This window comes from Afipia sp. P52-10, from assembly GCF_000516555.1.
Classification (GTDB): domain Bacteria; phylum Pseudomonadota; class Alphaproteobacteria; order Rhizobiales; family Xanthobacteraceae; genus P52-10.
Genome location: NZ_AZSJ01000003.1, coordinates 2,060,402 through 2,085,599, shown reverse-complemented (window position 1 = coordinate 2,085,599; position 25,198 = coordinate 2,060,402). Strand labels below are relative to the sequence as shown.

General features: G+C 65.3%; 23 protein-coding genes. 14 read left to right on the top strand and 9 right to left on the bottom strand.

What is annotated here, in order from left to right; genetic code table 11:
• Positions 1 to 123 precede the first annotated feature (123 nt).
• Together polA and X566_RS11170 are read left to right on the top strand one after the other, a co-directional pair.
• Positions 124 to 3,249: a DNA polymerase I gene (gene polA / locus X566_RS11175; RefSeq protein WP_034466201.1), complete on the top strand. Its 3,126-nt coding sequence runs from the start codon at positions 124 to 126 to the stop codon at positions 3,247 to 3,249.
• Between the two features lie 224 nt (positions 3,250 to 3,473).
• The gene (locus X566_RS11170) at positions 3,474 to 4,109 is read left to right on the top strand and encodes a LysE family translocator (RefSeq protein ID WP_034466198.1); all 636 of its coding nucleotides are present in this window, start codon (positions 3,474 to 3,476) and stop codon (positions 4,107 to 4,109) included.
• 151 nt (positions 4,110 to 4,260) lie between these two features.
• Here the strand turns inward: X566_RS11170 and X566_RS11165 are convergent, their stop codons facing one another.
• Entirely contained in the window at positions 4,261 to 4,887 is a 627-nt protein-coding gene (locus X566_RS11165; protein ID WP_034466195.1) for a glutathione S-transferase family protein, read from the bottom strand.
• A gap of 113 nt (positions 4,888 to 5,000) precedes the next feature.
• On the opposite strand from X566_RS11165, the gene pyrE reads away from it, so the two are divergent.
• From pyrE to X566_RS11145, 4 genes are all read left to right on the top strand, one after another.
• Positions 5,001 to 5,570, top strand: coding sequence for an orotate phosphoribosyltransferase (gene pyrE / locus X566_RS11160; protein ID WP_034466192.1), 570 nt, complete (start codon positions 5,001 to 5,003; stop codon positions 5,568 to 5,570).
• A 136-nt stretch (positions 5,571 to 5,706) separates the two neighbouring features.
• Positions 5,707 to 7,119 carry a sodium:proton antiporter gene (locus X566_RS11155; RefSeq protein ID WP_081740139.1) on the top strand — a complete coding sequence of 471 codons (1,413 nt, stop codon included), beginning with the start codon at positions 5,707 to 5,709 and terminating at the stop codon, positions 7,117 to 7,119.
• 106 nt (positions 7,120 to 7,225) lie between these two features.
• Complete coding sequence (locus X566_RS11150) at positions 7,226 to 8,635, top strand: sodium:proton antiporter (RefSeq protein ID WP_034466190.1); 1,410 nt, start codon at positions 7,226 to 7,228, stop codon at positions 8,633 to 8,635.
• A gap of 129 nt (positions 8,636 to 8,764) precedes the next feature.
• Positions 8,765 to 9,511 (top strand): DUF2865 domain-containing protein, encoded by a 747-nt coding sequence (locus X566_RS11145; RefSeq protein WP_152539845.1) that lies wholly within the window; start codon positions 8,765 to 8,767, stop codon positions 9,509 to 9,511.
• An 18-nt stretch (positions 9,512 to 9,529) separates the two neighbouring features.
• On the opposite strand, the gene X566_RS11140 is transcribed toward X566_RS11145, so the two are convergent.
• Complete coding sequence (locus tag X566_RS11140; RefSeq protein WP_034466187.1) at positions 9,530 to 10,321, bottom strand: crotonase/enoyl-CoA hydratase family protein; 792 nt, start codon at positions 10,319 to 10,321, stop codon at positions 9,530 to 9,532.
• Positions 10,322 to 10,465: 144 nt separating this feature from the next.
• On the opposite strand from X566_RS11140, the gene X566_RS11135 reads away from it, so the two are divergent.
• The gene (locus X566_RS11135; RefSeq protein WP_034466183.1) at positions 10,466 to 11,035 is read left to right on the top strand and encodes a TetR/AcrR family transcriptional regulator; all 570 of its coding nucleotides are present in this window, start codon (positions 10,466 to 10,468) and stop codon (positions 11,033 to 11,035) included.
• Positions 11,036 to 11,245: 210 nt separating this feature from the next.
• On the opposite strand, the gene X566_RS11130 is transcribed toward X566_RS11135, so the two are convergent.
• The 3 genes from X566_RS11130 to X566_RS11120 form a co-directional block, all read right to left on the bottom strand.
• Positions 11,246 to 12,208 (bottom strand): zinc-binding alcohol dehydrogenase family protein, encoded by a 963-nt coding sequence (locus tag X566_RS11130; RefSeq protein WP_034466180.1) that lies wholly within the window; start codon positions 12,206 to 12,208, stop codon positions 11,246 to 11,248.
• 162 nt (positions 12,209 to 12,370) lie between these two features.
• Entirely contained in the window at positions 12,371 to 13,984 is a 1,614-nt protein-coding gene (locus tag X566_RS11125; protein ID WP_034468385.1) for a phosphoenolpyruvate carboxykinase, read from the bottom strand.
• Between the two features lie 315 nt (positions 13,985 to 14,299).
• The gene (locus tag X566_RS11120; RefSeq protein ID WP_034466177.1) at positions 14,300 to 15,037 is read right to left on the bottom strand and encodes a HugZ family protein; all 738 of its coding nucleotides are present in this window, start codon (positions 15,035 to 15,037) and stop codon (positions 14,300 to 14,302) included.
• Between the two features lie 308 nt (positions 15,038 to 15,345).
• Here X566_RS11120 and X566_RS11115 point away from each other — a divergent pair, with 308 nt between their 5' ends.
• The 5 genes from X566_RS11115 (at position 15,346) to X566_RS11095 (ending at position 19,424) form a co-directional block, all read left to right on the top strand.
• Positions 15,346 to 16,047, top strand: coding sequence for a response regulator transcription factor (locus X566_RS11115; RefSeq protein WP_034466175.1), 702 nt, complete (start codon positions 15,346 to 15,348; stop codon positions 16,045 to 16,047).
• Positions 16,048 to 16,290: 243 nt separating this feature from the next.
• Positions 16,291 to 18,018, top strand: a complete 1,728-nt coding sequence (locus tag X566_RS11110) for a stimulus-sensing domain-containing protein (RefSeq protein ID WP_409337832.1) — start codon at positions 16,291 to 16,293, stop codon at positions 18,016 to 18,018.
• A complete protein-coding gene (locus X566_RS11105) occupies positions 18,015 to 18,503 on the top strand; it encodes an HPr kinase/phosphorylase (RefSeq protein ID WP_051444016.1) in 489 nt (162 codons plus the stop codon). Before X566_RS11110 ends, X566_RS11105 begins: the two co-directional genes overlap by 4 nt.
• Positions 18,504 to 18,705: 202 nt before the next feature.
• Complete coding sequence (locus X566_RS11100; protein WP_034466174.1) at positions 18,706 to 19,107, top strand: PTS sugar transporter subunit IIA; 402 nt, start codon at positions 18,706 to 18,708, stop codon at positions 19,105 to 19,107.
• A complete protein-coding gene (locus X566_RS11095; RefSeq protein WP_051444015.1) occupies positions 19,104 to 19,424 on the top strand; it encodes an HPr family phosphocarrier protein in 321 nt (106 codons plus the stop codon). The genes X566_RS11100 and X566_RS11095 overlap by 4 nt, the downstream gene beginning before the upstream one ends.
• Positions 19,425 to 19,506: 82 nt before the next feature.
• On the opposite strand, the gene X566_RS11090 is transcribed toward X566_RS11095, so the two are convergent.
• Together X566_RS11090 and X566_RS11085 are read right to left on the bottom strand one after the other, a co-directional pair.
• The gene (locus tag X566_RS11090) at positions 19,507 to 20,034 is read right to left on the bottom strand and encodes an N-acetyltransferase (protein ID WP_034466172.1); all 528 of its coding nucleotides are present in this window, start codon (positions 20,032 to 20,034) and stop codon (positions 19,507 to 19,509) included.
• Positions 20,035 to 20,046: 12 nt separating this feature from the next.
• Entirely contained in the window at positions 20,047 to 20,616 is a 570-nt protein-coding gene (locus X566_RS11085) for an XRE family transcriptional regulator (protein WP_034466169.1), read from the bottom strand.
• Positions 20,617 to 20,828: 212 nt separating this feature from the next.
• Between X566_RS11085 and lepA the strand changes: the two genes are divergently transcribed.
• Positions 20,829 to 22,640: a translation elongation factor 4 gene (gene lepA, locus X566_RS11080; RefSeq protein ID WP_034466166.1), complete on the top strand. Its 1,812-nt coding sequence runs from the start codon at positions 20,829 to 20,831 to the stop codon at positions 22,638 to 22,640.
• Here the strand turns inward: lepA and X566_RS11075 are convergent, their stop codons facing one another.
• Both X566_RS11075 and X566_RS11070 read right to left on the bottom strand, forming a co-directional pair.
• Positions 22,641 to 23,846, bottom strand: a complete 1,206-nt coding sequence (locus X566_RS11075; protein WP_081740138.1) for an MFS transporter — start codon at positions 23,844 to 23,846, stop codon at positions 22,641 to 22,643.
• Between the two features lie 208 nt (positions 23,847 to 24,054).
• On the bottom strand, positions 24,055 to 24,378 hold the full coding sequence (locus X566_RS11070) for a hypothetical protein (protein ID WP_343213063.1): 324 nt from the start codon (positions 24,376 to 24,378) through the stop codon (positions 24,055 to 24,057).
• Positions 24,379 to 24,878: 500 nt separating this feature from the next.
• Here X566_RS11070 and X566_RS11065 point away from each other — a divergent pair, with 500 nt between their 5' ends.
• Positions 24,879 to 25,184 carry a hypothetical protein gene (locus X566_RS11065; RefSeq protein WP_034466162.1) on the top strand — a complete coding sequence of 102 codons (306 nt, stop codon included), beginning with the start codon at positions 24,879 to 24,881 and terminating at the stop codon, positions 25,182 to 25,184.
• Positions 25,185 to 25,198 lie beyond the last annotated feature (14 nt).

The window sequence follows — 25,198 nt, the reverse complement described above, 5'->3', positions numbered from 1 at the left end:
CAGCATCTGCCCGCGCGGCGCCTGGCGTCGTGCGGGTTTCGGTGCTCTTTGCGGCATAAAATTATCGTTGGCTCGCCGCCGGAACGGGGTGCCAAGCGCGGCGGAAATCACTAGATTGCCGCCATGTCGAAAGCCCCCGCGAAGCCGCCCAAGAAGACCGCAGCGAAATCCACCGCCAAGCCTGCTCCCGCCAAATCCGCTGCTGCGATGGCGGCTGAGCCGGCGAAGCCCGTGCAACCGCCGAAGGCCGTGGCAAAAGCCACGTCGGGCGCGTCGATGCAGGGCCAGCACCTGTTCCTGGTGGACGGCTCGTCCTACATCTTCCGCGCCTACCATGCGCTGCCGCCGTTGAACCGCAAGTCCGACGGGTTGCAGGTGAACGCGGTGCTCGGCTTCTGCAACATGCTGTGGAAGCTGCTGCGCGACATGCCGAAGGACAACAGCCCGACCCATCTGGCGATCGTGTTCGACAAGTCGGAAGTCACCTTCCGCAACGATCTCTATCCCGACTACAAGGCGCACCGTCCGCCGGCGCCGGACGACCTGATCCCGCAGTTCGCGCTGATCCGCGAAGCGGTGAAGGCATTCGAGCTGCCGTGCCTGGAGCAGATCGGCTTCGAGGCCGACGACCTGATCGCCACCTATGCCCGGGAAGCCAGCGAACGCGGCGCCGTCACCACCATCGTCTCGTCCGACAAGGACCTGATGCAGCTCGTCACCGACAAGGTGCTGATGTACGACACGATGAAGGATCGGCGTATCGGCGTGGCCGAGGTGATCGAGAAGTTCGGCGTGCCGCCGGAGAAGGTGGTCGAGGTGCAGGCGCTCGCAGGCGACTCCGTCGACAACGTGCCGGGCGTGCCCGGCATCGGCATCAAGACCGCGGCGCAGCTGATCACCGAGTATGGCGACCTCGACACGCTGCTCGCACGCGCGGGCGAGATCAAGCAGCCGAAGCGGCGCGAGGCGCTGGTCGAGAACGCCGAGAAGGCGCGCATCTCGCGCAAGCTGGTGCTGCTCGACGACCATGTCGCCCTCGAGGTGCCGCTCGACGAACTCGCGGTGCATGAACCCGATGCCCGGCGGCTGATCGCCTTTCTGAAGGCGATGGAGTTCTCGACGCTGACCAAGCGCGTCGCCGACTATTCCGAGATCGACCCCTCCGACGTCGCTCCCGACGACCGGCTGAAGAGCTCGTTTGCGCATGTCGAGCCGCCGGCGGCTTCGCCCGAGACCCTGCCGCTCGGCGGCGAGCCGGACGCGCGGGCGAAGGGTACGGCGATCACCGCGAAGCCCGCGCCGGGCGCGACACCCGCCGCGAAAACCGACGGCATCGGCGACTGGACCCCGCAGGCGCTTGCCACGGCCCGCGCCGCCGCGGCACGCGCCAGCAAGGTCGATCGCACGCAATATGCGACGCTCCGCACGCACGACGACCTCCAGGCGTGGCTCTCCCGCGCCAGCGAGCAAGGGTTCCTCGCCATCGCGCTGGAGACGACCGGCCCCGATCCGATGCAGGCGGAGCTCTGCGGCGTTTCGCTGGCACTCGCCGACAACGAGGCGTGCTATGTGCCGTTGGTCCACAAGCAGGCGGGCGAAGGCGCCGGTCTGTTCGCCGCGGGTCTCGTGCCGGATCAGATCGCGCTGAACGACGCCCTCGCCGCGCTCAAGCCGGTGCTCGAGACCGACGCGGTGCAGAAGGTCGGCCACGACATCAAGGCCGATATGCTGGTGCTGGCCCAGCACGGCATCCCCGTGCGCGGCATCGACGACATCATGTTGATCTCCTATGTGCTCGACGCCGGCCGCACCAACCATGGCATCGCGGCTCTCGCAGAAGCCGCCCTGGGGCATACGCCGCTCGGCCGCGACGCCGTCACCGGCACCGGGAAGAACCGGCTGAGCTTCGATCAGGTGACGCTCGAAAGGGCCACCGAGTACAGCGCCGGCCGTGCCGACATGACGCTGCGGCTGTGGCGCGTGCTGAAGCCGCGGCTGGTCGCCGAGCGCATGAACGCCGTCTACGAAACGTTGGAGCGGCCGCTGGTGACGCCGCTGATGCGGATGGAGCAACGCGGCATCGCCGTGGACCGGCAGGAGCTGTCGCGCCTCTCCGGTGATTTCGCCCAGACCGCCGCACGGCTGGAAGCCGGCATCCAGGAGATGGCGGGCGAGCCGATCAATCCCGGCAGCCCGAAGCAGCTCGGCGACATCATGTTCGGTAAGATGGGCCTGCCCGGCGGCGCCAAGACCAAGACCGGCGCCTGGTCGACCTCGGCGCAGATCCTCGACGAGCTGGCTGAGGCCGGCCACGAATTCCCCAAGCGGATCCTGGAGTGGCGCCAGGTCACCAAGCTGAAGTCCACCTACACCGACGCGCTGCCCGGCTACATCAATCCGACCACCAAACGCGTGCACACCTCCTACGCGCTGGCATCGACGACGACGGGCCGCCTGTCGTCCTCCGAGCCGAACCTGCAGAACATTCCGGTGCGCACCGAGGACGGCCGCAAGATCCGCAAGGCCTTCGTCGCGACGCCCGGGCACAAGCTCGTCTCCGCCGACTACTCGCAGATCGAGCTGCGCCTGCTGGCCGAGATCGCCAACATCCCATCGCTGCAGCAGGCTTTCAACGACGGACTCGACATTCACGCGATGACGGCATCGGAGATGTTCGGCGTGCCGATCAAGGACATGCCCGGCGAAATTCGCCGTCGCGCGAAGGCGATCAACTTCGGCATCATCTACGGCATCTCCGCCTTCGGCCTCGCCAACCAGCTCGGCATCCCGCGCGAGGAAGCGAGCGCCTACATTAAGAAGTACTTCGAGCGCTTCCCCGGCATCCGCGCCTACATGGACGAAACGCGCGAGTTCTGCCGCGAGCATGGCTATGTGACGACGCTGTTCGGTCGCAAGTGCCACTACCCGGACATCAAGGCATCAAACCCGTCGCTGCGCGCGTTCAACGAACGCGCCGCGATCAACGCCCGCCTGCAGGGATCGGCCGCCGACATCATCCGCCGCGCCATGATCCGGATGGAGGATGCGCTCGCCGCGAAGAAGCTGTCGGCGCAGATGCTGCTGCAGGTGCATGACGAACTGATCTTCGAGGTGCCGGACGGCGAGGTGGCGGCGACGCTGCCGGTGGTACAGCACACCATGCAGGACGCACCGTTCCCGGCCGTGGTGCTGTCGGTGCCGCTGCAGGTCGACGCCCGCGCCGCGACCAACTGGGACGAGGCTCACTAGCGTCTCGCCCGAAACGTGCGCGCGGTTTTCGACAGACCGATGCGCCAGAACAATGAGACAAAGCGCCGGGCGCCGCTTACGAGAGCGTCCGGTCCTCTGGCACTTTTTTCGTCCGCCCATTTTCCGCACGATTGTTGCGCCGGCTTCGACGAAATCGCAATGGAACGGGCGGGCTTGGCGCGCTAGAAGCTACACTCATATCCGCGCTTCCGAGGCAATCGCCCATGCCCTCATCGACGGCCCTGCTCGCCTTCGCTCTCGTGTCGCTCGGCATGGTGCTGACGCCCGGCCCGAACATGATCTACCTGATCTCGCGGTCGATCACGCAGGGGCGTGTGGCGGGGCTGATCTCGCTCGGCGGCGTTGCGCTCGGCTTCGTGTTCTACATGCTGTGCGCCGCGTTCGGTATCACCGCGCTGCTGTTCGCCATTCCCTACGCCTACGATGCGCTGCGGCTCGCGGGCGCCGCCTATCTGCTCTATCTCGCCTGGCAGGCGGTGAAGCCGAACGGCCGCTCGCCGTTCGAGGTGCGCAAGCTCGCGATCGACTCGCCGCGCAAGCTGTTCACGATGGGCTTCGTCACCAACCTGCTCAACCCGAAGATCGCGATGCTCTACCTTGCGCTGCTGCCGCAGTTCATCGATCCGGCACAGGGCAGCGTGTTCGCGCAATCGATCGTGCTGGGCTTCACCCAGATCGCCATCAGCCTCAGCGTCAATGCGATGATCGCGCTCGCGGCAGGTTCGATCGCATCCTTCCTCGGCAAACGCCCGGCCTGGCTCATGCTCCAGCGCTGGCTGATGGGCACGGTGCTCGCCGGCCTCGCGTTGCGCATGGCATTCGAGGCGCGCAAGACCTAGCGTGAGGCCACGATCGTCACACCCGCGAAGGGGGACATCCAGTCATCTAAAGCGCGATGAGATTTGGATGAATCATTCTCGCGCTTTAGCTCCCTGTCTAAGCATGATCTTTTCGGAAAACCGCGTCACACTTTTCCGGATCATGCTTTAGCTAATCCAGCTTCACCGCGAGCCCACGCGCCACGCCCGGCCGCGCCAGCAGCCGGTCGTACCAGCGGCCCACATTGGGAAAATCGCTGAACGACACCTTGTGCCGCTCATGCCGCCAGGCCCAGCCGAGGATGGCGAAATCCGCCACTGACAGATCGCCCGCCACGTAATCGCGATCCTCCAACCGCCGGTTCAAGACGCCGTAGAGCCTGCGCGTCTCGGCCATGTAGCGTTCCAGGCCGTAGCGCCGGTCCTGCTCGTTCTCCACCGTCAAGAAGTGATGCACCTGACCCGGCATCGGCCCGAAGCCGCCCATCTGCCACATCAGCCACTCCAGCACCGGAATGCGCTTGCGCAAGTCGGCAGGCAGGAACTGGCCGGTCTTCTCGCCGAGGTAAAGCAGAATGGCTCCGGATTCGAACACGCTGACCGGGCCGCCGCCCGGCCCGTCCGGATCGACGATCGCCGGAATCCGACCGTTCGGGCTCAGCTTCAGGAACTCGGCCTCACGCTGCTCGCCCTTGCCGATATTGACCGGGCGCACCGTGTACGGCAGCCCCATCTCCTCCAGCGCGACGCTGATCTTGCGCCCGTTCGGCGTGTTCCAGGTGTACAAATCAATGGTCATAGCGAGCCTTTGCGGATAGTCCTGCCCTGTTGACGGTGCGCGATCCGGTCTGGAATGTCCACCGTGCGACATTTAGAATCCGCCCCGATCCCAATCAGCCAGCGAGACCGCCCTTGTCCATCTCCGCTTCACGCGCACGCCTTGCCAAAATCATCGCCAAGCGCTCGTTCGGCCGGGGCGAGATCACCTTGGCCTCCGGCCGCAAGAGCGATTTCTACTTCAACCTCAAGCCGACGATGTTCGACCCCGAAGGCGCCGCGCTCTTGGCCGAACTGACCTATGATGCGCTGAAGGACGACGGGCTGGACTATATCGGCGGGCTCGAAATGGGCGCCGTGCCGCTTGCCGGTGCGATCGCGCAGCTCTCCTGGATCAAGGGGCATCCGATCGCCGCCTTCTTCGTCCGCAAGAAGCCGAAGGAGCACGGCGCGAAGCTGCTGGTCGAAGGCCTCGCCAAGGACGAAACGCTGCAGGGCAAGCGCGTCGTCATCGTCGAGGACGTCACCACCACCGGCGGCTCGGCGATCAAGGCGGTGGAGTCGGTGCGCGAGGCGGGCGGCAACGTGGTGCTCGCCTTCACCATGGTCGACCGCGAGGAAGGCGCGGCCGAGACCTTTGAGGCAGCCGGCATTCCGTTTCGCGCGCTGTTCAAGGCCGGCGAGTTTCTCAACCCCAAGTCGTAGGGCCTCAGGCCGGCGGGCCAGGACGCAACGCTCGCCGACCCGCGTCAACGCGTCCCATGGTGGGTCCGCTGGCCGCCTTTGCAGGCGATCCCGCACTTGCTAGGCCCGGGCCGTCGCGACAAGGACCGTCCGTATCATGTTCAGGCGTTTCGCCGCTGCCATTCCCGCGCTCGCCCTCGTCATGCTGCTGGCATCGTCCGGCCTCGCGCACGCCGCCGCGCTCGACGGCGCTGCGCTGACCTGGCCATGGGCGCTGCCGTTCATCGGCATCCTGCTCACCATCGCCGCCGGCCCGCTGTTCTTCGCCCGCCTCTGGCATCATCACTACGGCAAGTTCGCGCTCGCCTGGAGCGTCCTGCTGATGGTGCCGCTGGCGCTCGCCTATAGCACCGGCACCGCGCTCGCCGCACTGGTGCATGCGGCGCTCGCCGAATACATGAGCTTCATCGTGCTCCTGTTCGCGCTCTACGTGGTGGCGGGCGGCATTCTCATCACCGGCAACCTGCGCGGCACGACCACCACCAATCTCGCGCTGCTCGGCTTCGGCACCCTGATCGCCAGCGTCGTCGGCACCACGGGCGCCGCGATGATCCTGATCCGGCCGCTGCTGCGCGCCAATGCCGGCCGGGCCGCGAACGCCCATGTGGTGGTGTTCTTCATCTTTCTGGTCTGCAACATCGGCGGCGCGCTGTCACCGCTCGGCGATCCGCCACTGTTCATCGGCTTCCTGAAGGGCGTCGACTTCTTCTGGACCACCACGCACCTGTGGCACGACACGCTGCTGGTCACGCTGGCGCTGCTGGCGATCTTCGCGGTGGTCGATCAGATCTATGCGCGACGCGAGCGCATCGCCCTGCCGCCGGCGCAACCGCTGAAGCTGAAGGTACGCGGGCTGATCAACCTCGCGCTGATCGCGCTGATCATCGGCGCGATCCTCGGCTCCGCGCTGTGGAAGCCGGATATCGGCTTCGACGTGCTCGGCACCAGGGTCGAACTGCAGAACCTCGCGCGCGATTTCGCGCTGCTCGCCATCGCCGGGCTGTCGCTCTGGCTGACGCCGAACGAGCACCGCAGGAATAACGGCTTCACCTTCGAGCCGATTCGCGAGGTGGCGATCCTGTTCGCGGGCATCTTCACCTGCATCATCCCAGTGCTGGCGATGCTGCAGGCGGGCCGCGACGGCGCGTTCTCCTGGCTGATCGCCGCCGTCAGCACGGCGGACGGCGCACCGCGCGACGTCATGTACTTCTGGCTGACCGGCATCCTCTCCGGCTTCCTCGACAACGCGCCGACCTATCTGGTGTTCTTCGGCCTCGCCGGCGGCGACGCGGCGCAGCTGATGACGGAGCTCGCTCCAACGCTGGCCGCGATCTCACTCGGCGCGGTGTTCATGGGGGCACTGACCTATATCGGCAATGCTCCGAACTTCATGGTCTATGCCATCGCCAGCGAACGCGGCGTGGCGATGCCGAGTTTCTTCGGCTTCATCGCCTGGTCGACGATCGTGCTGCTGCCGGTGTTCGCGGTCTTGTCCTGGTGCCGGTTCTAGCGGCGCGAACATGAGCGCGCCGGCCTCTGATTTTCGGCACCCGGCATTTGCGGGACATCGGCGTCTTCGCTAAAACCCCGCAGGGGCGAGAACCACTGGGGGGATCATGAAGCTTCGCGTCATCGCAGCGGCCACGGCCGCCTGCCTGGTCGCAACGCCTGCGGCGGCTGCGGAGGCGATCGACGGCGCCAAGCTCTCGCTGCTGTGGGCGCTGCCGTTCGCGGGTATCCTGCTGTCGATCGCGACTGGCCCGGTTCTTTATCCCCATGTCTGGGAACATCACTATGGCAAGTTCGCCGCCTTCTGGGCGGCGCTGGTGGTCGTCCCGCTGTTCGTCATGTTCGGCGCGGGCGCTGCGGTGCCGACGCTGGCGCACACGGCGCTGCTGGAATACATCCCTTTCATCCTGCTGCTGCTCGCGCTGTTCACCACCGCCGGCGGCATCTATCTCGAAGGCAACCTGCACGACAGCATCTTCACCAACACCGTGCTGCTCGGCGTCGGCATGGTGCTCGCCAGCATCGTCGGCACCACCGGCGCCTCGATGATCCTGATCCGCCCGCTGCTCCGCTGTAACGACGACCGCCGCTACAACGTGCATGTGGTGATCTTCTTCATCTTCCTGGTTTCCAACATCGGCGGCTCGCTGACTCCGCTCGGAGATCCACCGCTGTTCATCGGCTTCCTGAAAGGCGTCGATTTCTTCTGGACCACGCAACACCTGTTCATCGAAACGCTGACGGTGGGCGGACTCGTGCTCGGCATTTTCATGCTGCTCGACATCGCCCTGCACCGCCGCGAGGGCAAGAGCCCGAAGGCTGACCCGACGCCGGATTCGCCGCTGTACCTGCACGGCAAGATCAATTTCGTGCTGATCGCGATCATCATCGGCGCAATCCTGCTGAGCGCCTCCTGGAAGCCCGGCATCGTCTTCCACATCGCCGGGACCGACCTCGAACTGCAGAACCTGTTGCGCGACATCACCTTCATCCTGGTCACCGTCGCTTCGGTGCTGCTCACCAGCCGCTCCCACCGCAAGGCCAACGGCTTTTCCTGGGGGCCGATCCAGGAGGTGGCGCTGCTGTTCGCCGGCATCTTCGTCTGCATCGTGCCGGTGATGGCGATGCTGCAGGCGGGCACGCAAGGGGCCTTCGCACCGCTGGTCAAGCTCGTCACCCAGGCCGACGGCAGCGCCAACAATCTTGCCTACTTCTGGTTGACCGGCGGACTGTCGTCGTTCCTCGACAACGCACCGACCTACCTCGTGTTCTTCGAGCTTGCCGGCGGCGATCCGAAGACGCTGATGACGAGCGGCGCCGCAACGCTCGCCGCCATCTCCACCGGCGCGGTGTTCATGGGCGCCAACTCCTACATCGGCAACGCGCCGAACTTCATGGTCTACGCGATCGCGCGCAGCGCCGGCGTCGCGATGCCGAGCTTCTTTGGCTACATGCTGTGGTCCTGCGGCATCCTGCTGCCGGTGTTCCTGCTTGCAGGCTGGCTGTTCTTCGGCTGACAAAAACAAACCGCGGCGCGGCCGCGGTTTTGCCGGAAACCGCTCATTTACCATCCTCCTTCTAGGGTTAAACGACCTTGATCCGGGCCAGTACCCGGCAAGCGATGCTGCCTGAATGGGGAGTCCGCGTTGCGTTTCCACCTGCATATCAAGCGCCCTCGCGGCCGCATCGCGCTGATGCTGGCCACGGCCGTCGTCCTCAGCCTTACGGTTCCACGGCCCGCCGCCGCCGGCTTCTTCGACTTCCTGTTCGGAACGCAGGAGGAACCGAGACCCGCACGACCGCCGGCCGCCGAGCCCGATCGAGGCGGCGCGCCCGCGCCACAGGCCAATGGCGGCGGCTATGCCCGCTCCACCGCCCATTGCGTGCGCATGTGCGACGGCCGGCATTTCGCGGTGTTCGGGCGCAACGACATGTCGCCGACGGCGGTGTGCCAGGCATTCTGTCCCGCCACGGCGACCAAGGTATTCTTCGGCAGCCAGATCGAACGCGCGATCTCGATGGACGGCGAGCGCTATGCCGACATCGACAACGCCTTCGCCTATCGCAAGACAATCGCCTCCGACTGCTCCTGCAACGGACGCGATCCGGTCGGTCTCGCGCCGGTCGATATCTCGCTCGACACCACGCTGAAGCCGGGCGACGTGGTCGCCACCAGCACCGGCCTCGTCGCCTACAACGGCGCCCGCGCCGACGGCCAGGGCGAGTTCACACCGGTCGAGAGCTATCCGGGACTGTCGGCGGCGACCCGCGCGCGGCTCGGCGAGATGAAGATCGCGCCGATTCCGGCCGACAAGGCCGATGACCACACCGGCTCGATCGACGCTCCGCAGACGACCGGTCAGGCCCCGCCACCGCGCCCGTCGCGGCAATAGCCGGCGCAGCGGGGCATTTCAGCGCCCCGTGAACACCGCGGCGCGACGCTCGACGAACGAGCGGATGCCCTCCTTGGCGTCCTCCGACTGCAGCACCCGCTCGCGGATCGTCGGGATGTAGTCGATCGCCGCCTTCTCGGCCGCTTCGATATAGATCAACGCCGCCTCCTTGGTGACCTGGATGCCGAGCGGCGCGTTCTGGGCGATCAGCGCCGCGATCTCCATCGCACGCACGACCTGCTGCCCCTTCGGCACCACCTCCTGTACCAGGCCGATCTTGTGGGCGCGCTCGGCGCTGAACTCGTCGCACAGGAACAGGTGATACATCGCGTCGCCCCAGCCTGCGCGGGTGAGGAAGCGGAAATGCGCGCCACCGAGCGGAGCGATGCCGCGCTTGGATTCCATCTGACAGAAGCGGCAATCGTCGGCGGCGATGACGATATCGCCCGCCAGCATGATCTCGATGCCGACCGTGAAGACGATGCCCTGCACGGCGGTCACCACCGGCTTGCGGCAGCGCTTGGTGAGTCCGAACGGATCGACATTGCCCTCGACGCGCTTGCGCGGCTTGGCGGTCGGGCCGAAGAACTTCGGCATGTCGAGCCCCGCCGTGAAGTGATCGCCCTCGGCGCACAGCACCCCCACCCAGAGGTCGTCGCTGCGGTCCAGCAGCGTCAACGCCTCGGACAATTGCTCCATCATCTCCGGGCTGAACGCGTTCCGCTTGGTTGCGTTGTCGATGACGATCTTCAGCACGCGGCCATGCACCTCGTGGCGGATGCGTCCTTCGGCAGCTTGGGTCTCGGCCATCGTCTCCTCCCCGGGGTTCGACCGCCGGCGATGGTCCGGCCGCGCGGTTCGTGCTAGGTTCCGCTAAATGATGATGATCATCCAGATCAGCATGATGATCATCATTCTGATCGTCAAGCAGGAAATGTGCGGCGGAGCATTGCGATGGGTCACTCACAGGCGGACAAGGCGCGCAGCCGGCAGCGAATTCTGACCACTGCGGCGAAGCAGATTCGGGAAGAAGGCCTGGAGAGCCTCAGCATCGCCAAGCTGATGCAGGCGGTGAACCTGACCCACGGCGGCTTCTACGGCCATTTCGCCACCCGCGACGAACTGGTGGCGGAGGCGCTGAAGGAAGCCCTGCGCGACGGCGCCAAGACCGGGCACATGGCGATTGGCGAAGATCGTTCGCTGCGCGCCAAGACCCGCAGCTATCTGAGCCGCGCCCATCGCGACTCGCCGGCCCAGGGCTGCGCGATCTCCACGCTGAGCGGCGAGACCGCCCGCGCGGGCGGCGCGGCCCGCGCGGCGATGACATTGCATATTCGCCGCCTGATCCAGTCGATCGAAAACGCACTCTCCGGCGATCCGGGCTCGCGTGAGCGCGCCGTCGCTATCGCCTGCATGATGGTCGGAGCCATCAACCTGTCACGCGTCGCCGACGACACTGCTCTGTCCGATGAAATCCTACGCTGCGCCCGGCAGGCGGCGCTGGTCCTCGGCGAGGGTGAGTAGCCGCCCCTCATCCTGAGGAGCCGCGCAACGCGCGGCGTCTCGAAGGATGAGGCGATGCAGCAGCGCCGGTTGGCCGCCTGGTCCTATGGTTTTGGCCTCATGGCTCGAGATGCGGTGTTTGCTTGAGCATGATCCGATCCGAAAACTGCTCCGCACTTTTCGAGATCATGCGCGCACCGCTCCTCACCATGAAGAGCCAATCTGTCGGGTTTACGGAATCAGCAGCACACGCCCGACTGCCTTGCGACTCTCGATATAGGCATGCGCGGCGGCCGCATCCTGGAGCGGGAAGGTCTTGTCGATGACGACCTTCAGTTCACCCTTGGCCACCTCGTTCAACAGCCGCTGGATGTTGTTGTAGCCGCGTTCGGTGGCGATCTCGGCACCGAGAAACACGCCGGTCAGCGAGCGGTTGCCGGCCATCAGGCTTTGCACGTTGACGGTCATGGGCTCGCGACCGGCACGGCCGACCATCGACACGCGGCCGCGATGGCCGAGCGAACGAATGCTCCCCTGCAGTGTCGACCCGCCCACGGAGTCGACCACCAGGTTGACGCCCTTCTTGTCGGTCAGCCGCATCACCGCCTCGACGACATCTTCCGTCCGATAGTTGATGCCATCATCGAGGCCGAGCGGCTTCAGCGCCTGCAGCCGCTCCTCACTTGACGCGGTTGCCAGCACGCGGGCGCCGGCGCGCTTGGCCAGCTGGATCGCGGCCACACCAACGCCGCTGGCACCGGCCTGGATTAGTACGGTCTCGCCCGCCTTCAACCGGCCGAACTCGAACAGGCATTCGTCGGCAGTGCCGAACGGCACCGGAACAACGGCGGCGTGCCTCACATCGAGGCCGTCGGGAATGACCCAGCACGCACGCGCGGGCACGCCCCATTTTTCCGCATGCGATCCATAGGCATCGGAAGCAACGACCTTCTGACCGATCTTGAGATGGCTCACCTCCGAGCCAACCTCGATGATCTCGCCCGCCGCCTGGTAGCCGACGATGTGCGGCGTGGTCGCAAGCGGCCCGCCGAAGCGGTTCAGCGTATCGCCCCCCTCGATGCTGACCGCCTCGATGCGGATGACGACGCCTTTTGGACGGCACATCGGGTCCGGCACCTCTTCGTACTTGAGAACTTCGGGTCCGCCGTTCTGATAATAGACCGCCGCCTTCATGGTCGCTCCTCTTGTTGTTGGCGCCCAGACTAAGGCACGATCCGGACAAGTGTGTAGTGGTTTCCGAAGGAGTCTGTCCTCCGTCAGCAGTCCGACCGCGCAAAACAAAAGGGCGGCCTCGCAGCCGCCCTCTCGCACTGACGAACGCTTCGAAAACGATGCTTATTCAGCAGCCAGCTTCACTTCCGGCGCCGCGGCGCGAACGTCGGCATCGACGTGATCTTCGTACTTGGCAAAATTCTTCTGGAACATCGCCACGAGGTTGCGCGCGGTCTTGTCGAACTCGGCCTTGTCGGCCCAGGTCTTGATCGGGTCGAGGATATGCGGCTCGACGCCCGGCAGCGAGGTCGGGACGGCGAAACCGAAATACCTGTCGGTGCGGAAGTCGGCGTTGCGCAGCGAACCGTTCAGCGCCGCAGTCAGCAGCGCGCGGGTGACCTTGATCGGCATGCGGCGGCCGACGCCATACTTGCCGCCGGTCCAGCCGGTGTTGACCAGCCAGCAATCGACGTTGTGCTCGGCGATCAGCTTGCGCAGCAGGTCGCCGTATTCGCCCGGATGCCGCGGCAGGAACGGCGAGCCGAAGCAGGTGGAGAACTCGGGCTCGGGCTCGGTGACGCCGCGCTCGGTGCCGGCAACCTTGGCGGTGTAGCCGGACAGGAAGTGGTACATCGCCTGCGCCGGCGTCAGCTTGGCGATCGGCGGCATCACGCCGAACGCGTCGGCGGCGAGCATGACCAGGTTCTTCGGCTGACCGGCGCGGCCGGTGCGGGACGCATTCGGGATGAAGTCGAGCGGATAGGCCGAACGGGTGTTCTCGGTCTTCGAGCCGTCGTCGAAATCGACGACGCGGGTGATCGGATCGAACACCACGTTTTCGAGCACGGTGCCGAAGCGCTGGCTCGCGGCATAGATCGCCGGCTCGGCTTCCTGCGAAAGCTTGATGCACTTGGCGTAGCAGCCGCCCTCGAAGTTGAAGACGCCTTCCTTGCCCCAGCCGTGCTCGTCGTCGCCGATCAGCGTGCGATTCGGGTCGGCCGAGAGCGTGGTCTTGCCGGTGCCGGAGAGGCCGAAGAAGATCGCCGTGTCGCCCGCCTCGCCGACATTGGCGGAGCAGTGCATCGGCATCACGCCCTGTTCAGGCAGGTAGTAGTTCAGCGTGGTGAACACCGACTTCTTCATCTCGCCGGCATACTGCGAGCCGCCGATCAGTACGATCTTGCGGGCGAAGTCGATCGCGACCACCGTCTCGGTGCGGACGCCGTGGCGCTTCGGATCAGCCTTGAAGGAGGGGAAGTCGAGGATGGTAAGGTCTGGCGTGAAGCTCGCGAGCTCTTTCAGCTCGGGACGGATCAGCAGCGTGCGGATGAAGAGCGAGTGCCAGGCGAGTTCGGTGTAGACGCGGGTCTTGATGCGGAAGGCGGGATCGGCACCGCCGTAGAGGTCCTGAGCGTAGAGCGATTTGCCTTCGGCGTGTTTGAGGAAGTCGTCGAGCAGGGTCTTGAACTGATCCGAGGTGATCGACTGGTTGCCGCCCCACCACACGGTCTTCTCGGTGGTCGCGTCGCGGACCGTGAATTTGTCTTTCGGCGAGCGGCCGGTGTGCGATCCGGTTTCCGCGCACAGCGCACCTTCGGAGGTGACGATCGCCTCGTTGTCACGCAGCGCATATTCGTAGAGCGCGGGCGCACCGAGATTCCACTTCACCTCTTCCAGTTTTTTGAAACCGAATTTGTCGGCGCCGAAGGCACCGTTGTGCACGCCCGTATTTTTCACGAAGTCTTCCTCCTCGAGCCCACGGCTTGCTTGCATCACCACCAAGACAATCGCGGGTGCCTGCGGACTATAACGGTCCGGCCTCAGTCCGGCGATCTAATAGTGGCGAACGCTCCAATTGCCAAGCTGATCCGGATCAATTTAGACAATTGGGTGACATGCGTCGTGAACCCTCCCGGTTAGTTCCCAACAACCTCTTGGTTGCGCACACAAAAACGCACGATCGCGGCTTTCTGCCGCGACTCTGATGCATGGCTCGGCGTTGAGCAATGCGATTGCAGCGCACAATAATGAGTCGTGCTCAAGAGGCGATGGTTAACTCGTCTTGGCCCTCGCCTCGCCGACCAGCGCCACCAACATCTTGCGCAGCGCCAGCGCGCTTGTCACCCGTTCAGGAAATGGCAGGCGCAGCGTCGCATCACCGAGCGCAAGGTCCGCGCCATCGGGATCGAGACCCGTGATGCGCCAGGGACCATCGGCAGCACCGAGCAGCCTGGTCGCGTAGAGCGCATTGGCATCCATGTGGTCTTCATTCATGTGCTCCACCGCGCTCGCCTCGCCAGCCAGCACCTCCTCCGCACCGGTCAGATCAGTCAACACCCGCGCGCCCTCCAGCGTCTCGATCCGGCCGAAGCCCGCGACCAGGTGAACGCTCGCAGGGACGATTCGGAAGAACGAGAAGTCGGGGAAATCAACGAACGCGGCAGCGCTCGGATGGCGCAGCAGGTAGCGCCGCCGTACGGGTTCGAGCGCTGGCGCCGTCACGGATTCGGCCCGGCCCGCGATCATCACCCGCGCGCCCTCCAGCGGATCGCCCGCACGCCGCTCGTCGATCATCAGCGAGACGCGCGGATCGGCCAGGACGTTCTTGGTGTGGATGGCGAGCTTCGAGATCAGCAGCAAGGGCATACCGTCCGAGGCCGTCGCCACGTTCACCAGCGAGCAATACGGATCCCCGCTGCCGGGCATCAGGGTCGCCAGCGCCCCTTGTTTCCCGCTGCGAATCAAAGACTTGACTGTTTGAACGGAATCGAATTTCGCGCTAGGCTGCATCGGTTGAGTCCTTAGGGCTGGAAGATCGGCACCGGACGGGTTAAACAGCGCCCGGCCCGGCCGAAGGCGATGGCGGGATTATTCGGGACCATTAAGCACGGAATTCGTCCCCGTTTGTCCATCGCAGCGTGTGCTTCCAGTTTGGAACCTATGGAAATCGCATGCGTTTTCGGTCGAATGCGTCACATTTCAGCCCAGCTTGCATTGCTGGCTGAGCCCCGTTCCAGGCCCCGAGGGGGCCGACACAGTTCGTAAGCTCCGCCGGTCGCGGCGCCTTGACCCAGAAACCCGACCCAGAAAGCAGGCTAATGCCCACAATCGCCCTCGTCGACGACGACCGTAATATTCTCACGTCCGTTTCGATCGCGCTGGAAGCCGAAGGTTATCGGATCATGACCTATACCGATGGCGCCTCCGCGCTGGATGGCTTCCGTGGCACCCCGCCGGACCTGGCGATTCTCGATATCAAGATGCCGCGCATGGACGGCATGGAGACGCTGCGCCGCCTGCGCCAGAAGTCCGACCTGCCGGTGATCTTCCTCACCTCCAAGGACGAAGAGATCGACGAACTGTTCGGCCTGAAGATGGGCGCCGACGACTTCATCCGCAAACCGTTCTCGCAGCGGCTGCTGGTGGAGCGCGTCAAGGCCGTGCTGCGGCGGGTGACGCCGAAGGATCCGAACGCGGCGCCGAAGGAAGCCGATCCGAAGGCGCTCGAACGCGGCCTGCTCCGCATGGACCCCGAGCGGCACACCTGCACCTGGAAGAACGAGCCGGTGACGCTGACAGTGACCGAATTCCTGATCCTGCAGGCGCTCGCGACCCGGCCCGGCGTGGTGAAGAGCCGCAACGCGCTGATGGACGCTGCCTACGACGACCAAGTCTATGTGGACGACCGCACCATCGACAGCCACATCAAACGGCTGCGCAAGAAGTTCAAGGCCGCCGACGACGACTTCGACATGATCGAGACGCTTTACGGCGTCGGCTATCGCTTCAAGGAAACCTGAGTGTTCCACCGCGCGCGGCGCGTTTGATCCGCCGCGGGGAGCCGGGCTAAACTCGGGCACGTCATTGCGCATCATCACGCAACAAGCGGGCTGAGCTGACCGTTGCTTGACCGACCAGTCCTTGATCGAAGCGCCGCGCGCGAGCGGCCTTCACCTCCAGCCACGCCGGCCAGCAAGCCGGGCGGCGCAGCCAAGCCTGCGCGCGCGCGGTTTCGCACGTTGCGGCGGCCTGGCTGGCTGCGCGTGCCGGACGGGGTGCATGTGCCGGACTGGCTGCAATGGACCGGCCAGTATCTGCTCAGCCTCACCTTTTCGAGCCTGACGCGGCGCATCCTCTTTCTCAATCTGACCGGCCTGATCGCGCTGCTCGCCGGCGTGCTCTACCTCTCCCAATTCCGCGCCGGCCTGATCGATGCGCAGGCGCAGAGCCTGTTGGTGCAGGGAGAGATCATCGCCCGCGCGATCGCCGCCACCGGCACCACCGACTCGAACGGCATCACCATCGATCCCGACCGTCTGCTCGACCTCAAGCCCGGCGAAACCTACGGGCCCTCGGAAGACACCCTGTCGGGCCTCGACTTTCCGATCGACCCGGTGCGCATCGCTCCGGTGCTGCGCGGCCTGATCTCGCCGACCAAGACGCGCGCGCGCATCTATGACCGCGACGGCGTGCTGCTGTTGGACAGCCGCGATCAGTTCGCCCGCGGCGACGTGCTGCGCTTCGACCTGCCGCCGCCGGAACGCGGCAAGCCGGGCCTCGCCGAGCGCACGATGATCGCCATCCGCACCTGGCTCAATCGCGGCGATCTGCCGCCCTATCGCGAACTCGGGCCCGAGAACGGCAAGGGCTATGCCGAGGTCGCGCAATCGCTCAACGGCACCAAGGCCTCGGCGGTGCGCATCAACGACCGCGGTGAAGTGATCGTCTCGGTCGCGGTGCCGGTGCAGCGTTTCCGCGCCATCAACGGGGCGCTGATGCTCTCGACCCAGGGCGACGACATCGACCAGATGGTCACCGCCGAGCGCATCGCCATCCTGCGCGTGTTCGGTATCGCCGCCGCGGTGATGATCGTGCTGTCGCTCCTGCTCGCCAGCACCATCGCCGGCCCGGTGCGGCGTCTTGCGGATGCCGCCGATCACGTCCGCCGCCGCGTCAAGACGCGTATCGAGATCCCGGACTTCACCCGCCGCCGCGACGAGATCGGCCACCTGTCCGGCGCGCTGCGCGAGATGACCACCTCTCTCTACAACCGCATCGAGGCGATCGAGCGGTTCGCCGCCGACGTCGCGCACGAATTGAAGAACCCGCTCACCTCGCTGCGCTCGGCGGTGGAGACGCTGCCACTCGCGCGCAACGAAAACAGCCGCTCGCGGCTGTTGGCGGTGATCGAGCACGACGTCCGTCGGCTCGACCGGCTGATCTCCGACATCTCCGATGCGAGTCGCCTCGATGCCGAGCTGCAGCGCCAGGACGTGGTGCCGGTGGATATGCGCCGACTGCTGACGACGCTCGTCACCGTCTCGAACGAGACCAAGCACAACACCAGCAACGTCACCGTGCAGGTGCGCTTCGAAGGCAATCCGAACGACACGTTCTCGACGCCAGGCCACGATTCGCGTCTCGGCCAGGTGATCTCGAACCTGCTGTCGAACGCCTGCTCGTTCTCGCCCGAAGGCGGCATCGTTCGCGTCACCTGCCGCCGCCTGCGCAACGAGATCGAGATCGTCATCGATGACGAAGGTCCCGGCATCCGCCCCGACGCGCTCGAGCGCATCTTCGAGCGCTTCTACACCGACCGGCCGCACCAGGGCTTCGGCCAGAATTCCGGGCTCGGCCTGTCGATCTCCAAGCAGATCGTCGAGGCCCATGGCGGCAAGATCTGGGCCGAGAACCGCATCGGCAACACCGAGCCGAGCGGCGAGACGCCGGTGCTCGGCGCCCGCTTCGTGGTTCGGCTTCCCGCGACATGACCGCGGCCGAGCCGCAGGCCGCCACCGATCAGCCCACCGGCGCGACGGTGCATGCCTCCGCGGTCCGGTCCGGCACCACCGGCATCCTGATTCGCGGCCCCTCCGGCGCCGGCAAGTCGCGGCTGGCCTTCGGCCTGATCCTGGCCGGGCGGGCCGGCCAGATTCCGCCGACCCTTCTCGTCGGCGACGACCGCCTTTATCTCACCGCGGCCGACGGCGACTTGATCGCGCACCCGGCCCCGGCCCTGGCCGGCCTGATCGAGGTTCGCGGCCTCGGCATCCGCCGCTGCGACTTTATTCCACAGGCGGCGATCGGACTGGTGGTCGACCTCGCGGCGTCGGATGCGGCCCGTTTGCCGGTCCCGGAAGCGGGCTTTGTGGCAATTTCTGGTATAAAACTACCCCGAATCCCAGTCGAAACAGGCTTCGACCCGCTGCCCTTGGTGATCGCGACGCTGATCACAAGCCCCCTAAGCGCAGGATAAGGTGCGACTTTTCGACGATTGCCGGAAGGGAATTGGTAACCATATAAGCGCCACTATCGGCTTGGCATCGACCTGTCGCACGTATCCCAAGCGCCACAGCAGGGCCACAAAGCGCATTTTGCCCCCTTGCACCCGTGACCTGGATGGTCAAGATGTCCGCCTTTCGTGCAGTGCAAACAAGCGCACGCACGAGGAGTCTTTTATGATTGGTCTCGTACTTGTGACCCACGGGCGTCTCGCCGACGAGTTCAAAGCGGCGCTCGAACACGTAATGGGTCCGCAGAAGCAGATTGAGTCGATCACGATCGGCGCCGAAGACGATGCCGATCTGTGTCGCGGTGACATCATCGAGGCGGTGAAGCGCGTCGACAGCGGCGATGGCGTCGCAATCCTCACCGACATGTTCGGCGGTACGCCATCGAACCTGGCCATCTCGTGTATGAGCCGGCCGAAGGTCGAGGTGCTCGCCGGCATCAACCTGCCGATGCTGGTGAAACTCGCGAAAGTACGCGACAGCCGACCGCTGCCGGAGGCGATTTCTGCGGCTCAGGAAGCCGGCCGCAAATACGTCACCATCGCCAGCCGCGTGCTCGCCGGCAAATGATCGACGGGATCGGCGGCAGCGAACCAGTGAACAATCCTTCGGGCGGGACCGTCGTCCGCGAAATCCCCATCACCAACAAGCGCGGCCTGCACGCGCGCGCCTCGGCGAAATTCGTGCAGATGGCGGAACGCTTCAATGCCGACATCACCGTCACCCGTAACAACGAGACCGTCGGCGGCAGCTCCATCATGGGGCTGATGATGCTGGCAGCGGGCCCGGGCACCAGCGTCATCGTCTCGGCCACCGGGCCGCAGGCGCGCGAAGCGGTGGAGGCGTTGACCGCTCTGATCACCGACAAGTTCGGCGAAGACGAATAACGCCGCGCGCGAGCGCCCCGCAGCGCTGCCGATCCGAGCTAGAACGACCCAACCGCAACGATCGAGCCCGCACTGGCACACCTCATGCAGCCAGCGTCTTGTACATGATGCTGGTCGCATCGAAGCCGCGACCATGCGCCGAGCGCGCATAGTTCGGGATGCAGCCGACCAGGGTGTAGCCGAGCGAGAGATACAGCGGCTCCGCCTTGTCGCCGGTGACGGTGTCGAGCGTCAGCAGCGTGCGTTGCAGGCCGAGCGCAATGCGCTCGACCTCACTCATCAGCGCCCGGCCGATGCCGCGCCGCCGATAGGTCGGATGCACCAACAGCTTCATCACGTCGGCGCGGTGGACCTGGTTCGGCATGGTGTCGATGCCGAGTTGCACCGTGCCCGCGAGCGTCTCGTCAAGTCTCGCGGCAAGCACGATGCGGACCCCACGCGCCGCAGCAGGCTGCACGCTGTCACGCCAAAACCCGCGCGCGGCCTGCAGGGGAAACGGCTGCACGAAGCCGACACCGGCGCCGGCGTTGACGCAGGCATGCAGGATGTCCGCCAGCGCCTCGGTGTTCGCCTCCAGTTCAGCAACGCTCAGGCGCGCGATCGTCAGCATCCGTATGGCCTCTCAGCGAACCACCAGCAGATAATGCGCGCCGCGCCCCTTCGGCGTGCGGAACTCGCTCGCGCCGTACAGGCGGTAGCGCAGGCAGTCGCCAGGCGCGAGCTTATGGCCGCGCCCGTCGATGACGAGGTCCAGCGCGCCGGCCCGCAAATAGAGATGGTGTTCCAGCCCCGGTCGCGCAGGCGCCTCATAGGCGATGCTGATACCGGCCGGCAGCTCGCATTCCAGCAGCTCGCATTCGAATTCGGGAGCCGGCGGCGACAGCGAACGGCGGCGAAAACCGGTCGTCGGATCGATCCAGAGCGGCTGATCCTTGCGTGCGACCAGCGCCGCGCTCTCGCCCTCGACCTGCGCCAGCAGCCGCGACATCGTCAGGCCATAGGCCGCACACAACCGCCCGAGCACCGAGGCCGACGGGCTGACCTCGTTGTTCTCCATCCGCGACAGGGTGGCGCGGCTGATGCCGCTGCGCGCGGCCAGATCGTCAAGCGACCAGCGTCTTTCGCCGCGCAGGCCGCGCAGCCGCTGCGCCAGTTTCCGATCGTTTTCCTGCCAGACGTCGACTCTTTCCATATATGAGATAATTTCTCAAACACGAGATATCGTCAAGCCGGTCCGCTGGTCTCTGCTTCGCGCCGCCGCACGATAAGGACAACCCCTCTGTCCGACATGCCGGCGGCAAACGGCACCGGACGGCGGATTCAACCGCTCCCGCACGTCACAAACCGCTGAAAATAATGGCGTCTCTGGTTGCCGCTACCGGGGCGCGGTGCTATCCCGCGCGCATGAGCGCCGCGCCCATTTCCAACATCCGCAATTTCTCCATTGTCGCCCACATCGACCATGGCAAGTCGACGCTGGCCGACCGGCTGATCCAGCTGACCGGCGGGCTGTCCGACCGCGAGATGGCGGGCAAGGAGCAAGTGCTCGACTCGATGGACATCGAGCGCGAGCGCGGCATCACCATTAAGGCGCAGACCGTCCGCCTGCGCTATCCGGCGAAGGACGGCAACACCTACGTCCTGAACCTGATCGACACGCCAGGCCACGTCGACTTCGCCTATGAGGTGTCGCGCTCGCTCGCCGCCTGCGAGGGCTCACTGCTGGTGGTCGACGCGAGCCAGGGCGTCGAGGCGCAGACCCTCGCCAACGTCTATCAGGCACTCGACAACAACCACGAGATCGTTCCGGTCCTCAACAAGATCGACCTGCCGGCCGCCGAGCCGGACAAGATCAAGCAGCAGATCGAGGACGTGATCGGCATCGACGCGTCCGACGCGGTGATGATCTCCGCCAAGACCGGCCTCGGCATCGAGGACGTGCTGGAGGCGATCGTGCACCGCCTGCCGCCGCCGAAGGGCGACAAGGACGCGACGCTGAAGGCGCTGCTGGTGGACAGCTGGTACGACGTCTATCTCGGCGTCGTCGTGCTGGTGCGGGTGGTGGATGGCACCTTGAAGAAGGGCCAGCGCATCCGCATGATGGGCACCAACGCCTCCTATGAGGTGGAGCGCGTCGGCTACATCACCCCGAAGATGGTCAATGTCGATGAGCTGACCACCGGCGAGATCGGCTTCATCACCGCCTCGATCAAGGAGGTCGCCGACACCCGCGTCGGCGACACCATCACCGACGACCGCCATCCGGTCGCCGACGCCCTGCCCGGCTTCCGCCCGGCGATCCCGGTGGTGTTCTGCGGCCTGTTCCCGGTGGACGCCGCCGACTTCGAGACGCTGCGCGGCGCCATGGGCAAGCTGCGCCTGAACGACGCGAGCTTCACCTTCGAGATGGAGACCTCGGCCGCGCTCGGCTTCGGCTTCCGCTGCGGCTTCCTCGGCCTGTTGCATCTGGAGATCATCCAGGAGCGGCTGTCGCGCGAGTTCAACTTGAACCTGATCGCGACCGCGCCATCGGTCATCTACAAGATGAAGCTCACCGACGGCAGCGAACTCGAGATCCACAACCCGGTGGACATGCCGGACGTGGTGAAGATCGCCGAGATCGAGGAGCCGTGGATCGAAGCGACGATCCTCACTCCTGACGAGTATCTCGGCAGCGTGCTGAAGCTTTGCCAGGACCGGCGCGGCAATCAGAAAGAGCTGACCTATGTCGGCCAGCGCGCGATGGTGAAGTACGAGCTGCCGCTCAACGAAGTGGTGTTCGACTTCTACGACCGGCTGAAGTCGGTGTCGAAGGGCTACGCCTCGTTCGATTATCACCTGACCGACTATCGCACCGCCGACCTCGTCAAGATGCAGATCCTGGTCAACGGCGAGCCGGTGGACGCGCTGTCGATGCTGGTGCATCGCACCCGCGCCGAAGGCCGCGGCCGCGCCATGGTCGAGAAGATGAAGGAGCTGATCCCGCCGCACATGTTCCAGATTCCGATCCAGGCGGCGATCGGCGGCAAGGTGATCGCGCGCGAAACCGTGCGCGCGCTGCGCAAGGACGTCACCGCGAAGTGCTACGGCGGCGACATCACCCGCAAGCGCAAGCTGCTGGAGAAGCAGAAGGAAGGCAAGAAGAAGATGCGGCAGTTCGGCAAGGTCGACATCCCGCAGGAGGCCTTCATCGCCGCGCTCAAGGTCGATAGCTGATCATCGCGCACGGCGGCGCCCGCTCAGGATCACGCACGCGGCAATCACGTCGAAACCGGCAGCGATCAACAGCGGCGCCTGATAGGACGCCGTCGCCTCGCGCATGAAGCCGTAGAAGCTCGGGCCCAACGCGGTGGCGAGTTGAATGATCGTCGATGCGAAGCCGAACACCGTGCCGAAGACGGCTGCGCCGAATTCACGCCGGGTGATGATCGGCGCGAGAATGGTCGTGTTGCCCACCGTCAGCCCGAAGACGATGCTCGCGGCGACCAACAGCCAGGCCGCCTTGACAACGGCAAGTGTCGTGAAGGTCGTTGCCGCCAGCGTAAACACGCTCGCCGCGATCACCCGCTGATCGATTCTGTCGGCGAACTGCGCCAGGGCAAGACGGCCTGTCAGCGCCGCGGCCGCCGTTATCGCCACCGTCAACGATACCATCAGCGGCGACATCGTCAGCGACAGAAACGAGACCTGGTGCGTCAGAAATCCGATCTGCACCATCATCACGAAGCTGAAGGCGATGACGACTGTCCAGAGCCCGACGCTCCGGATCGCGCCGGCGAATGTCCAATACGGCTCATCGACGGACCGCACCGGCGCCTGCGCAGCGCCGTCGGGGAACAAGCCCAGCTCCTGTGGCGACCGCTTCAACACGAAAACTGCGAGCGGCAACAGCACGACGAGGCTCACGATCGCGGCCATCAAAGCCGTCGGGCCAAGACCGAGATGGGCAATGCCGAACAACAGGACCGGCGCGCCGACGATACCGCCAATGTTGGCGCCGAGCGACGCGATCGACGCCGCCCGCCCCTGGCGCTTTTCAAACCACGGCGCGAGAATGGTGGTGATCGCAGTGACGGAAAGGCAGGCCCATGATATCCCCATCACGGCGAAGGCCAGCCACGCTGCGCCGAGGCTTGGCACACGGCCGAGCCCGACAAGCGCGGTCGCCATCGACAAGGCGCCGACAGCGATCACCGGCTTCGGCCCGACGCGGCCGATGGTTCGGCCCACCAGCCATTGCAGAGCGGCACTGACGACGAAGAACAGGGTCAAGCCAACCGAAATGTCGGCGACCGGCCAGCCCTTTGTTTCGGCAAGCGCGTGCATGTAGACACCGACGCCGAACAGACCGAAGGCATTGCCGAGCAGATTGACGGCGAGGCAAGCCGCCACGATCCGCCAGCCGTAGAACATCTTTGTCATGCTGCTGCCTTACCCGTCCGGGCGACTGCATAGCATGCACCGTCGATTCATGGTTCGATCAAGATCGAACCATTGCGAACATCACGATTCTCTTCCTGCGGCATAACTTCCGATTGAGCGAAGGATCGAGCGACCGCCGATCTTCGGCTTGCACAAACGACAAAGCCCCGGCTTTCGCCGGGGCTTTACTGCATGATGGGCGAGTGCGTTACCAGCTCGGGCCGACGCCGAAGCCGAAGCTCACACCCGGCCCGCCGAAATAGACGCCCGGTCGATTGTAGTAGTGTGAGCGTCGATAGCCGTAACCGTAATCCGGCGCGTAGTAGCCATACGATCCGCGATAGCCGTAGCGCGGCCCGCGTTCGCGCCAGCAGCGGCCCCACTCGTTACACACCAGCCGCACGTTCTCGACGCCATTGTCGATCGCAGGCGAGGTGGGCATCAGCGGAGCCGCGTTCACCGGGCTGACGACCGTGCTGACGAACAGGGCGGCGGCACCGGCCGCGAGAGAAACTGCAAGTTTGTTCATCATCGCCTCCTTGAGGTTTCGGTGCCCGGCTAACCATCGCTGCCGCTGAACGTTCCGATCGCGCCGCGACAATTGATGGAACAGCCATCGTTGCGGGCCATCCGCGTTGCAGCGCAACTTCACCGCATGCATGCACGCTCACTCAGCTTACCGATGCGAGCCTGTGCACGGCCTTGCAAATACCGGAACGCTTGCTCCTGCTCCCAGGGCCGTCGTAGATTATTTTCCTAGAAGCTCCAGGATTTGATGTTGGCCTGTGGCAAGATACCGACACGCCGTAGGGTGGCAGTCCGTGGCGAGCGGGCTCGGCCCCACCGAGAACACGCTGATGGAGCGGCGCAGCGGATGCAACCGGGGCAAAGCCGACCGCCTTCGATGAAGCGGATGTTGGCGGTTGCCGGACAGCGCGTGTGCATCGCCATGAGGAACCTGCGGGCCGATACCGCGTTCCGACGAAGCAACTCGGCACTCAACGCTCAGCCATCAACGAAAGGATCAGCGCCATGCCCCGCGGAGACAAGTCGGCATATACGGACAAACAAAAGCGCAAGGCCGAGCACATCGAGGAAGGTTACGAGAAGCGTGGCGTTCGCAAGAAGGAAGCCGAACGCAGAGCATGGGCGACCGTGAATCGCGAAAGCGGCGGTGGCAACAAGAGCGGCTCCGGTCGCGGGGTGAAGGATACCAAGGTGTCAGCCAAACGCGGCGGACGGATCGGCGGCAGGGCTTCGGCGCAGCGGCCGGCGGCGGCACGGTCACGTTCGGCAAAGAAGGCTGCAGCGACGCGCAAACGGCGCGCACGGGCCTGATCCCGACACATGTA